The sequence below is a fragment of the Marinobacter sp. UBA5687 genome (genome assembly GCF_002420325.1).
Taxonomy (GTDB): domain Bacteria; phylum Pseudomonadota; class Gammaproteobacteria; order Pseudomonadales; family Oleiphilaceae; genus Marinobacter; species Marinobacter nauticus.
The window spans coordinates 17,072-28,466 of record NZ_DIHV01000031.1; the positions used below are offsets into that span (position 1 = coordinate 17,072).

Genomic DNA, 11,395 nt, shown 5'->3' on the forward strand with positions numbered 1-11,395 from the left:
CGCACCTGCCGGGTTTCACCCGCGGAATTCTCCGCGGGGAACATGGCATAGTGGGTATAGTAGCTGGCGCATCCTGATAGCATTGCCATCGGCACAACAAACACCGAGACCATCAATCTGAAATACGCAGGTGAACTCATCAGGCAAAACCTTTCCTTTTAACTGAGCCCATTATCTCCATCATGAAATTCTCTTCCGCCAACTATTCGGCAGTATCGGCAAACTGCAACCCGAACCCGTCAACCGTGCGACGCACCACCACCATATCCAGAATGGGGGCCGGCGCAGGAAGCCCCTGCACCTGAACGCTTACGCAATCGCCCAAGGAGGGCTCGAAGACCTGTTCACCCACAACGATGAAAACGCCGCCGTCTGAGATGTCACGGGTAGAGAAGACGAATTCTCCCAACTGTTCATGGACCAACTTCACTTTTGCACTCATTGCCGTGCGGCTATGCTCTCTGCGATCACTACCGACCATGCTCGGAAACCCTGCCATTTGCTGCCTTCTTATAGTGTTCTGAAGCATAACACTATTTTCTGAAAAATATCCCCGAAGGGTTATTGACTCATTCGCGGTTAGCAATGAGAATAGTTGTCGTTTTTAACTGCCTGTCACATTCGATTACAGGCGAACGTTCACCTTTTAGCAACGCGACAGAAAGGATCACCACTATGCGAATGAAACTTGCCGCAACTGCCGCCATCGCTCTGGCCGCCATGCCGCTGTCTGCCTCTGCCGACGGCGAGGTCAACATCTACTCCTACCGTCAGGCTTACCTGCTGGAACCGCTGCTCAACGCCTTCACCGAAGAAACCGGCATTGAAGCGAACGTTGTCTTTGCCAAGCAGGGTCTGGCCGAGCGCCTTGAGCGTGAAGGCCGCAACAGCCCGGCAGACGTGGTGATGACGGTCGACATTTCACGCATCAACGAACTGGTTGAGAAAGACCTCGTTGCCGGCGTTGAGACCGACACGCTGCAGGAGAACATTCCGGAGAACCTGCGCCACCCGGAAGGTAAGTGGTACGCCCTGACCACTCGTGGCCGCCTGATCTTCGCATCCAAAGATCGCGTTGAAGAGGGTGAGATCACCACATACGAGCAACTGGCTGATGACAAGTGGGAAGGCCGCATCTGTACCCGCAGCGGCAAGCACCCGTACAACATCGCCCTGATCTCCTCCATGATCGCCCACCACGGTGAAGAGAAGACCGAAGAGTGGCTGCAAGGCGTCAAAGAAAACCTGGCACGCAAACCCCAGGGTGGCGATCGCGACCAGATCAAAGCCATCGCTGAAGGCGTCTGCGACATTTCCATTGGCAACAGCTACTACTACGGCAACATGCTGATGGACGAAAACCAGCGCCCGATCGCCGAACAGGTTAACCTGGTATTCCCGAATGCCGAAGGTCGTGGCACTCACGTAAACATCAGTGGCATTTCCCTCACCAAGAGCGCGCCGAACAAGGACAATGCCATCAAGCTGATGGAATTCCTGTCCTCACCGGAAGCCCAGCGCATCTACGCGGAAGCCAACACCGAGTACCCGGCGAACCCGGAAGTGAAGCCTTCTGGCCTGGTAGCCGAGTGGGGTGAGATCAACCCGGACGATCTGTCACTGCAGGAAATCGCCAACAACCGCGAAGCGGCTGTGAAGCTGGTTGACCGCGTTGACTATGACGGCTGATCAGCCTCACACCAACCGGTAAACCGAAGGGTGTCCTGTCCAGGGCACCCTTTTTTGTTGGCCACAAACATGACCGCAGTCATTGCAGGGAAGCAACGCACTATCTAAAATCGCAACACTTCTCATCACCACTACGCTAACAGGATCACCATGACCGAGGTCGTTTCCAGTGCAAACCCGGGGCTCTCGCAACCGCTACTGGCAAAACGCACCTCAAAACGGTGGCTGATCAGCGCCGTCCTTACCACCGCTATTGTCGCGCTTCCAGTACTGTCGGTGATCTTCCTGGCCCTGTTCCCGGACGAGAACATCTGGCCTCATCTGATTGAAACCACCCTGCCCCGCTACCTGACCACCACCATCAAGTTGATGATCGGTGTGGGCGCACTAACCCTGTTGATCGGACTGGCCACCGCCTGGGCCGTGACCATGTGCGAGTTCCCGGGCCGGAAATTCTTTGAATGGGCTCTGCTGCTGCCTTTTGCCGTACCGGCCTACGTGATTGCCTATGTCTACACCAGCCTGCTGGATTACGCCGGTCCCGTGCAGCGAGGCCTGCGTGAGTGGTTTGGCTGGCAGAACGCCAGCGATTACTGGTTTCCGGAAATCCGCAGCCTGGAAGGCGCCATCCTGATGATCGGCCTGGTACTCTACCCCTATGTGTACCTGCTGGGGCGAGCTGCCTTTCTTGAACAATCACCCTCACTGTTTGCCGTCAGCCGCAGCCTGGGTCATTCCGCACTGAGCACTTTCTTTCGGGTGGTTCTGCCCATTGCCCGGCCAGCCATTGCCGTGGGCCTGTCCCTGGTGCTGATGGAAACCCTGAACGATTTCGGCACCGTCGATTTCTTTGCCGTGCAAACCCTCACCCGCGGCCTGTTCGATACCTGGATGAACCTGGGTAATCTGGGCGGCGCGGCCCAGATCGCGACCACCATGCTCATTTTCGTGGTGATCCTGGTAACCCTGGAACGTTATTCACGGCGCCGCCAGCAACAATACGCGGCCCGCGACAACCGTGACCCGATTCATCGCTTCACCATGTCTTTCCCGCGCCAGATGATCTGTGTCGTCGTCTGCGCCGTGCCACTGATATTTGGCTTCATAATCCCCGGAGCCACCCTGGGCTATTACGCCTGGGAATACTTTGATGTCAGCTGGAACCCGGATTTTATTCAGAACACTTTTAACAGCCTGTTCCTGTCCAGCGCGGCAGCGCTCACCACCCTGATCATCGGCGTTACGCTGGCCTATAGCCGCCGTCTGCACAACACCCGTGGCATGCAGATCCTGATGCGCCTATCCAGTCTCGGTTACGCCATGCCCGGCGCAGTGCTGGCCGTGGGCGTCATCGTGCCACTGGCCGGCTTCGATAACTGGCTGGATTCCCTGATGCGGGATTATCTTGGCGTGAGCACCGGCCTGCTGCTGAGTGGAACGGCCTTTGCCCTGATTTTTGCCTACACCGTGCGTTTTCTGGCGGTGTCTGCCGGCAGTGTGGAGAGCGCCCTCCAGAAAATCACCCCCAGCATGGACATGGCCTCCCGCTCCCTGGGCCACACTCCGGGCAAAACCCTGATCAACGTACACCTGCCGATGCTGCGTGGAACCCTGGTCACCGCCGCCCTGGTAGTGTTTGTCGACTGCATGAAGGAACTGCCGGCCACCCTGATTCTTCGGCCCTTTAATTACGAGACCCTGGCCACCTACGTGTACCAGTTTGCCTCAGACGAACAGCTCTATCACAGCGCCCTTCCCGCCCTGATCATTGTGGTCGCCGGTATCATCCCCATCATTCTGATGAACCGGTCCATCTCCAATTCCAGAACCATGGCCTGACGGCCAGAAATATCGGAACGCCAGAAACAAGAAGGCCCGGCAGTTTGCCGGGCCTTCTTGTCCTTACCGTGTAAGCCGTCGCCTTTACTGCCAGATAACCGGCTGCTTCTTGGCGTACCAGCTGTCCACTTTCGCCTGATAGGCGTCTTCCACCACGTTACGCTTAAGCTTGAGCGTCGGCGTCAGGAAGCTGTTCTCGATGGACCACTCATCGCTGACCACCGTAATGAAAGCCAACTGTTCGTGGGGATCTACAGTTTTGTTTACGTCCTGAATCAGCTGCTTGAAGCTTTCTTCCAACTCCTTGCGGAAGCTCTCGTCAGCAGCTTTCGGGCGAATCTCCTCACCCAGAACCACCAACGCGTGGGGCTGGGTCTGGTTGGCACCCGACACACACACCATTTCGATGGCATCGTGAGACATCAGACGGTTCTCGATCGGCGCCGGCGCAATGTACTTGCCCTTGCTGGTCTTGAAGATCTCCTTGATGCGGCCGGTCAGCTTGAGACGGCCCATCTCGTCAATCTCGCCCTTGTCACCGGTACGCAGGAAGCCGTCCTCGGTGAAGGCTTCAGCGGTTTTCTCCTCGTCCTTGTAATAACCCATCATGGTGGCGGGGCTCTTCACCAGCACCTCGCCCTGCTCGCTGATCTTCACTTCAACGCCCGGCAGGGCTTCGCCGACATAACCGGTGCGGGTACGGCCCGGTTTGTTCATGTGAGAGTATGCAAAGTTCTCGGACATGCCATAACCTTCCAGCAGTTCCAGGCCGAGATTGCGGTACCAGTCCAATACATCGTTGGACAACGGTGCGGAACCGGAACCGGCCAGCTTCACCTTGTCCAGGCCCAGGCCTTTCAGCACCTTCTTCTTGATCAGCTTGCTCACTACCGGAATCTTCAGCAGGCGATCCAGCTTCGGCTTGGGCACTTTCTGCAAAACACCATGCTGGAACTTCACCCACAGGCGCGGAACCGAGAGGAAGAGCGTTGGCCGTGCCCGCTGAAGATCCTGAACGAAGGTGTCCAGAGACTCTGCAAAATAAAGCTGGAAGCCGGAATACAAAGAGCCCAGCTCCACAAAGGTGCGCTCAAATACATGAGCCAGCGGCAGGTAGGACAACATGCGCTCACCTGGCCCTACGCCCAGAGTCTCGATACCGCCAGCAGCGGCGAACGCCATGTTATTGAAGCTGAGCATAACGCCTTTCGGGCGACCGGTACTGCCAGAGGTGTACACGATGGTGGCCAACTCTTCCGGATCACGCCTGGTTTTGCCTTCCAGTGGCGGGTACTTGGCAACAATGTCGTCCCAGGTCTCGAAATCGTTGGGCGGGCTCAGCGGATAGGAAATGCAGCGAACCGATTCCGGCACACCGGATTTCATACTGTCCCAGTCATCCAGTTTACCCACGAACAACACGTCGCACTCGGCGTGGTTGAGGATGTAGTTCACGGTATCGGCGTTCAGGGTGGGATACAGCGGCACGGAAATGTGCCCGGCCATCCAGATGGCCCAGTCTGTCATCACCCACTGGGCGCAGTTCTTGGAAATCAGACCAATCCGGCTTTTCTCCGGCAGGTTCAGGGATTTCAGGTACGCCGCCATCCGGCGTGCCTCATCCACGGCACGGCCCCAGGTGTACTCAACCACCTTACCGTCGCCAATGGGCTGCGTCATATAAAGGGAATTAGGGCTGGTGGCCTCCCAGTGGTAGACCATATCCAGGGGGAGCTTTTTCGTTGTGTCCATGGACCTTCCTGATTTGTCGTTATAGTTTCGGATTCGCTTTTTCGCGTTCTCGTATTATTAGACTTTAGTAGCCTATTTCAACACACCAGAGCCCGTCAAAACGTGATCCGTGCAAAATAATTTGCATCTGCAACCACTCAAACGCTCGTCGCAACAAACTGCGCCTTCCCCTACACCGATTGCCGCATGGCTGTGTTAAACTTGCGCACCTTGAATTTTTGCCCCCGGTTTCACGGGAAAAAACAGTAACTGACTCGGAGATGGGCATATGGCCAAGAAATCCCTGCGCACGCTGATCGGCGCCTCGCTGCTTGCCGCAGCAAGCCTGGTTCAAGCGGACGACCCCCGTGTTGTTGCCATCACACAGATTGTTGAACACCCGGCACTGGATGCCGTACATGAGGGCGTTAAGGACGAACTGGCCGAGCGCGGCTATCGCGAAGGCGAAAACCTGCGCCTGATGCACGAAAGTGCCCAGGGCAACTCAGCCATTGCCTCTCAGATTGCCCGCAAGTTTGTGGGTGAAAACCCGGATGTAATCGTGGCCATTGCCACACCGTCCGCACAAACCGTTGCCGCTGCAGCCCGTAACGTGCCCGTGGTCTTCTCTGCCGTGACTGATCCGGTTGCCGCCAAACTGGTACAAAGCTGGGAAGCCCCTGGTGCCAACATCACCGGGGTAAGCGATATGCTGCCCATCGAGAAGCACCTGGACATGCTGCAGCGTGCAATGCCCGACGCCAAGCGCATCGGCACCGTTTACAACCCTGGCGAAGCCAACGCCGCCGCGCTGATTGAACTGCTGGAAGAACGCCTGCAGGCCCGCGGTCTGGAGCTGGTTAAAGGTGCGGCCACCAAGACTTCGGAAGTGCTGGGCGCAGCCCGCTCCCTGGTAGGCAAGGCCGACGCCATCTACCTGACCACCGATAACACCGTGATCAGTGCCGCCGAAGCGGTTATTTCCGTTGGCGAACGGGCCAAGATCCCGGTTTTTGCTGCCGACACCGCCACCGTTGAGCGTGGCGCGGTAGCCGCTTTGGGCTTCAACTATTACAACCACGGCCGCCAGACCGGCGCCATGGTCGCACGCGTACTGGAAGGTGCCGGCACAGCCGACATGCCGGTTGAAACCATGGAAGAACTGGATCTGTACGTGAACCCCGAGGCCGCCGAACGCATGGGCGTCACTCTGCCCGAAGACCTCATCCAGGAAGCCGTCAAAGTCGTCAAAAACGACAAGTAACGCCTGACCAACACGGGCGGACCCCAAAAGGGCCCGCCCGTTTTCTTTCACGGTGAAAAACTACCCATGCTCAGTGAAATCGCATTCTACGGTGCTCTCGAAACCGGCCTGATCTACGGCCTGGTTGCCTTTGGTATCTATCTCTCTTTCCGTGTTCTCGACTTCCCCGACCTGACGGTGGATGGCAGCTTCCCCCTGGGCGCCGCCGTTGCCGCCATGTTGATTATTGAAGGCTGGAATCCCTGGCTGGCAACTGGCTGTGCGGTACTGGCCGGCATGGCCGCCGGTGCCGTAACCGCCATCCTGAATGTCAAACTCAACATTCTGAACCTGCTGGCCTCCATCCTTACCATGATCGCGCTCTACTCCGTGAACCTGCGCATCATGGGCCGGCCGAACGTGGCCTTGCTCACAGAAGAAACGGTACTGACTCCCTGGTACGACCTGGGCCTGGCTTTCCATCAGGTGCCGGTGTTGCTGTTTACCCTGGTCGCTATTGTGTCCCTGATTCTGTTGTGGCGTTTCATGAAATCCGAGACTGGCCTGGCCATGCGCGCCACTGGCGCCAACGCCCGCATGGCTCGCGCCCAGGGCATTGCGACCGGCGGCATGATCATACTGGGGGTTGCTCTGTCCAACGGTCTGGTGGGTCTGGCCGGTGCTCTGTTTGCCCAGAGCCAGGGCGCAGCAGACGTCACCATGGGTGTAGGCGTAATCGTGATCGGCCTCGCCTCACTGATTGGCGGTGAAGCCGTTATCACCCCCTCCACCGTGGTACGCGCCCTGTTGGCGTGTGTGGTGGGCGCCATCATCTACCGACTGGCCATTGCCTTTGCCCTGAATGCCGATGTCCTCGGCCTGCAGGCACAGGATCTGAATCTGATTACCGCGGTTCTGGTTACCCTGGCCATCGTACTGCCTGGCGTTCGCACCAAGATCGCCAGTCGTTTCACCAGCAAAAAGGCCTGAGGAGGCACTATGATCAGCGCAACCGATCTGCGGCTTACCTTTGGCAAAGGCACCCCGCTGGAAAACCCGGCCCTTCGGGGCATGAGCCTGACGGTAAACCAGGGCGAATTCGTGACGGTCATCGGCAGCAACGGCGCCGGAAAATCCACCTTCCTGAACGCCCTCGCCGGCGAAGTCATGGTGGACAGCGGCCAGATTATCGTCGACAACCTGGACGTTACCCGGCTGCCCACCCATAAACGGGCGGCGCGGGTTGCCCGGGTGTTCCAGGACCCCCTGGCCGGCACCTGCGAAAACCTGTCCATTGAAGAAAACCTGGCACTGGCCATCAAACGTGGCCAAAGCCGAGGTCTGACCAGTGCGGTGAAAAAGCAGTATCTCGGGCAGTTCCGGGAAAGCCTTGCCACGCTGAAACTGGGCCTGGAAAACCGCCTGGGTGACAAAATGGGCCTGCTTTCGGGCGGCCAGCGCCAGGCCGTCAGCCTGCTGATGGCCAGCCTGACGCCCTCCAGCATACTGCTGCTGGATGAGCACACTGCCGCACTGGACCCGAAAACCGCCAACTTCGTGCTGGAACTCACCCAGCAGATCATCGAGGAGCAGAAGCTCACCGCCCTGATGGTCACTCACAGCATGAAACAGGCACTGGAAGTCGGCAGCCGTACGGTGATGCTGCACCAGGGCCAGGTGGTATTCGATATTGCCGGTAAGGACCGGGACGGACTGGAAGTGAAAGACCTGCTGGGCCTGTTCGAGAAACAGCGCGGCCTGGAGGTGGACGACGACAGTCTGTTGTTGGGTTGAAACACCCGACAGACAAAAACGGGGCCCACGCGGCCCCGTTTTTGTTTCTACTTAGCCATTTTAGTGGCCGTAGATCACCATCTGGGTATTGGTAATGGCCAGGTCGTCCATAAAGATGCTGCCAATGGACGTACCACCCACCAGCACACCGCCAATGGTCATGTCAGCGCGGAACGAATCCATATCGACCGCAAGGCTGTCGACACCCAGGCTGTTAGAGCCCTTGTAGATATCGAGGTCCACCTTGGCGAACAGGTCCGGAATGTTCTTGTTGCGAACCGGATCATAGGTATCACCGGTCAGGCGCAGATCCCGGATGCCCACCGCCAGGAACGGTGCATCGAACTCCAGGTTATCAATCGCTATATCGGCGCGCAGGTTCATCACGTCGGTATCCGCATCAATCTCGATATTGGCGCCGCCCATCAGAATGTCAGCGGTGAAATTATCAAGGATGGTGGTGGAGTCTGTGGTGCCAACCAGATTCCACTGGTCGGTGGAGACCCGCACATCCACCGCACCGAACATCTGCGGCAGCACGTTGATGATGGCATCGCCGTCACTGAGCACATCGATTTCAATGCGGATGTTGTCCAGCAGGTCGGTTTGCTGGGCAGCGCCGCCCATCAGGTTAACGCCCAGTTCCGGAAACAGGTCGGTCCGGTTGGTACCGCCCACGAAGATGTTGTTGATCTCAAGCGACCCCTCATCGGTGTAGATAAACCGATCAATGTTCAGCTTGGTCTCCAGCTCAATGGTCACACCCGCCTGGCCGGTGATGTTTCCCATTGTGGTTTCGTCCAACGGTTGAAACGCCAGGGCCGCAGGGGGTGCCCCGGCAATACACAGCGCAAGAACGGTAGGTTTCAGGCCTTTCATTATTCTTTTCCTTTTATAGTCGTTATCACTTCCTGTGGGCCACTGCAGTATTACGACGCCACTGTCATACTCTACCGACACGTCGTTTTTGGATACGTGCAGAAGTCACAAAAACCTGCATTCCAGAACTTTTCAGGCGCACACTTTTTAACCACAAGATGTAGTGACATGCAGAGAATCCGTTAATGGCGCGGCTTCCCGCAGATTCAAGAACTTTTCCATTGATTTTCTTTGCCCACAGGCGCCAATCAATAGTTGCTCTCTTATTCACAGAACACTATATCCTGTTATACTTCCCAAAAAATAAGCCCATATATAGGGTCAGCTACGCCAACACCTACTGATTGTCAAGCAGTAGAAATGCCAGCAGACACAAGGCTGGCTGCAGTGATCAACACAGAATTCCGGTTATGGAAGGCAGTCTTCCCGGCCAGGCACGGACACCATATATAGTGATTCTGCTGGCCCGATAACCCATGAAGTACCAGAAACACACAGGGGTAAGGCGCTGAGGACGGCGTCTTCAAAAAAGAGACATACTGAAAACCGAGGGTGGCAATGAACGCTAAGGCACAGGCAGTGATCACAACGATTCCCATGCAGGAAGCTTCGCTAGATATCTGGAGCAGCAAGTACCAGCTCAAGACCAAGACCGGCGAGCCTGTCGACAAAGACATCAACGCAACCTACGAGCGCGTGGCCAAGGCCCTGGCCGAGGTTGAGAAAAAGAATCTACGCGACAAATATATGAAGGAATTCCTGTGGGCCCTGCAGAACGGCGCCATCCCCGCCGGCCGCATTACTTCCAACGCCGGTGCCGAAGCCCACAAGCCGGCCACCTCCACCATTAACTGTACCGTATCCGGCACCATCCAGGATTCCATGAACGATATCCTGGAGAAAAACCACGAAGCGGGCCTCACCCTCAAGGCCGGCTGTGGTATCGGTTACGAATTCTCGACCCTGCGCCCACGCGGTGCCTATGTCGCCGGCGCGGGTGCCACCACCTCCGGCCCGCTGTCGTTCATGGATATCTTCGACCGCATGTGCTTCACCGTGTCTTCCGCTGGTGGCCGCCGCGGTGCCCAGATGGCCACCTTCGACGTACACCACCCGGACGTGATCGAATTCATCCAGGCCAAGCGGGAAGACGGCCGCCTGCGCCAGTTCAACCTGTCCCTGCTGATCACCGAAGACTTCATCGAAGCCGTGCGCAACGGAGACGACTGGCACCTGTCCTTCCCGGTTACCCAGAAAGAAGCCGACGACGAAGGCCTGGACCTGACCGACGCCAGCCAGTTCGTCTACCGTGACTTCCCGGTACAGGAAGGCTACGTGGTGAACAACGAAGGCAAGGTCGCCTGCCGCATCTACAAAACGGTGAAAGCCCAGTTCATCTGGGACACCATCATGACCAGCACCTACGACTACGCCGAGCCAGGCTTCATCCTGATCGACAAGGTCAACCAGATGAACAACAACTGGTTCTGCGAAGACATCCGAGCCACCAACCCCTGTGGCGAGCAGCCCCTGCCCCCGTACGGCAGCTGCCTGCTGGGTTCCGTGAACCTCACCAAGTTCGTTGAGTACCCGTTCACCGAGAAAGCCAGCTTCAACTACGAGAAGTACCGCAAAGTGGTTGGCACCTTCACCCGCATGCTGGACAACGTAGTCGAAATCAACGGCCTGCCCCTGGGCGAACAGCGCCACGAGATCACCTACAAGCGTCGCCACGGTATGGGCATTCTGGGCCTGGGCTCCACCCTCGCCATGCTGCGCATGCCTTACGGCTCTGACGAGTCCGTGAAGTTTACCGAAGAAGTGGTTCGTGAAATGGCGGTAGAAGGCTGGCGCCAGTCCCTTGCCCTGGCCGAAGAGAAAGGCCCGGCGCCAATCATGGACGACGAGTTTGAAGTAACGCCGAAGATGATGACCAAGTGCCCGAAACTGGCCGAAGACGGCATCAAGGTGGGCGACAAGGTCAAAGGCAAGGTACTGCACGCCAAGTACAGTGCCTACATGGGCCGTATTGCCGAAGTAGAGCCGGAGCTGGTAGCCAAACTGGCCGAGAAAGGTGGCCGCTTCACCCACCACACCTCCATTGCCCCGACCGGCACCATCAGCCTGTCCCTGGCCAACAACGCCAGTAACGGCATTGAACCGAGCTTCTCTCACCACTACGCCCGGAACATCATTCGTGAAGGCCGTAAAACCAAAGAG

The 11,395-nt window shown here is 57.3% G+C and carries 10 protein-coding genes; 6 read left to right on the forward strand and 4 right to left on the reverse strand.

The window, feature by feature from the left end:
- Positions 1-202: 202 nt before the first annotated feature.
- A complete protein-coding gene (locus B3Y70_RS03545) occupies positions 203-481 on the reverse strand; it encodes a PilZ domain-containing protein (protein ID WP_183579413.1) in 279 nt (92 codons plus the stop codon).
- A gap of 194 nt (positions 482-675) precedes the next feature.
- Between B3Y70_RS03545 and B3Y70_RS03550 the strand changes: the two genes are divergently transcribed.
- Complete coding sequence (locus tag B3Y70_RS03550) at positions 676-1,689, forward strand: Fe(3+) ABC transporter substrate-binding protein (RefSeq protein WP_014421765.1); 1,014 nt, start codon at positions 676-678, stop codon at positions 1,687-1,689.
- A 150-nt stretch (positions 1,690-1,839) separates the two neighbouring features.
- The gene (locus B3Y70_RS03555; RefSeq protein ID WP_121206343.1) at positions 1,840-3,528 is read left to right on the forward strand and encodes an ABC transporter permease; all 1,689 of its coding nucleotides are present in this window, start codon (positions 1,840-1,842) and stop codon (positions 3,526-3,528) included.
- An 84-nt stretch (positions 3,529-3,612) separates the two neighbouring features.
- On the opposite strand, the gene B3Y70_RS03560 is transcribed toward B3Y70_RS03555, so the two are convergent.
- A complete protein-coding gene (locus tag B3Y70_RS03560; RefSeq protein WP_286714948.1) occupies positions 3,613-5,280 on the reverse strand; it encodes an AMP-binding protein in 1,668 nt (555 codons plus the stop codon).
- Positions 5,281-5,548: 268 nt separating this feature from the next.
- Here B3Y70_RS03560 and B3Y70_RS03565 point away from each other — a divergent pair, with 268 nt between their 5' ends.
- The 3 genes from B3Y70_RS03565 (at position 5,549) to B3Y70_RS03575 (ending at position 8,296) form a co-directional block, all read left to right on the forward strand.
- A complete protein-coding gene (locus B3Y70_RS03565; RefSeq protein WP_014421768.1) occupies positions 5,549-6,523 on the forward strand; it encodes an ABC transporter substrate-binding protein in 975 nt (324 codons plus the stop codon).
- Positions 6,524-6,589: 66 nt separating this feature from the next.
- Positions 6,590-7,492, forward strand: coding sequence for an ABC transporter permease (locus tag B3Y70_RS03570; RefSeq protein ID WP_014421769.1), 903 nt, complete (start codon positions 6,590-6,592; stop codon positions 7,490-7,492).
- A gap of 9 nt (positions 7,493-7,501) precedes the next feature.
- Complete coding sequence (locus B3Y70_RS03575; RefSeq protein ID WP_011784596.1) at positions 7,502-8,296, forward strand: ABC transporter ATP-binding protein; 795 nt, start codon at positions 7,502-7,504, stop codon at positions 8,294-8,296.
- A gap of 60 nt (positions 8,297-8,356) precedes the next feature.
- Here the strand turns inward: B3Y70_RS03575 and B3Y70_RS03580 are convergent, their stop codons facing one another.
- The gene (locus tag B3Y70_RS03580) at positions 8,357-9,175 is read right to left on the reverse strand and encodes a DUF6160 family protein (RefSeq protein ID WP_121206340.1); all 819 of its coding nucleotides are present in this window, start codon (positions 9,173-9,175) and stop codon (positions 8,357-8,359) included.
- 64 nt (positions 9,176-9,239) lie between these two features.
- Positions 9,240-9,446: a hypothetical protein gene (locus B3Y70_RS03585; protein WP_147232538.1), complete on the reverse strand. Its 207-nt coding sequence runs from the start codon at positions 9,444-9,446 to the stop codon at positions 9,240-9,242.
- 287 nt (positions 9,447-9,733) lie between these two features.
- On the opposite strand from B3Y70_RS03585, the gene B3Y70_RS03590 reads away from it, so the two are divergent.
- Positions 9,734-11,395, forward strand: a 1,662-nt coding sequence (locus B3Y70_RS03590) for an adenosylcobalamin-dependent ribonucleoside-diphosphate reductase (RefSeq protein ID WP_288589201.1), incomplete at its 3' end; no start/stop codon positions are given.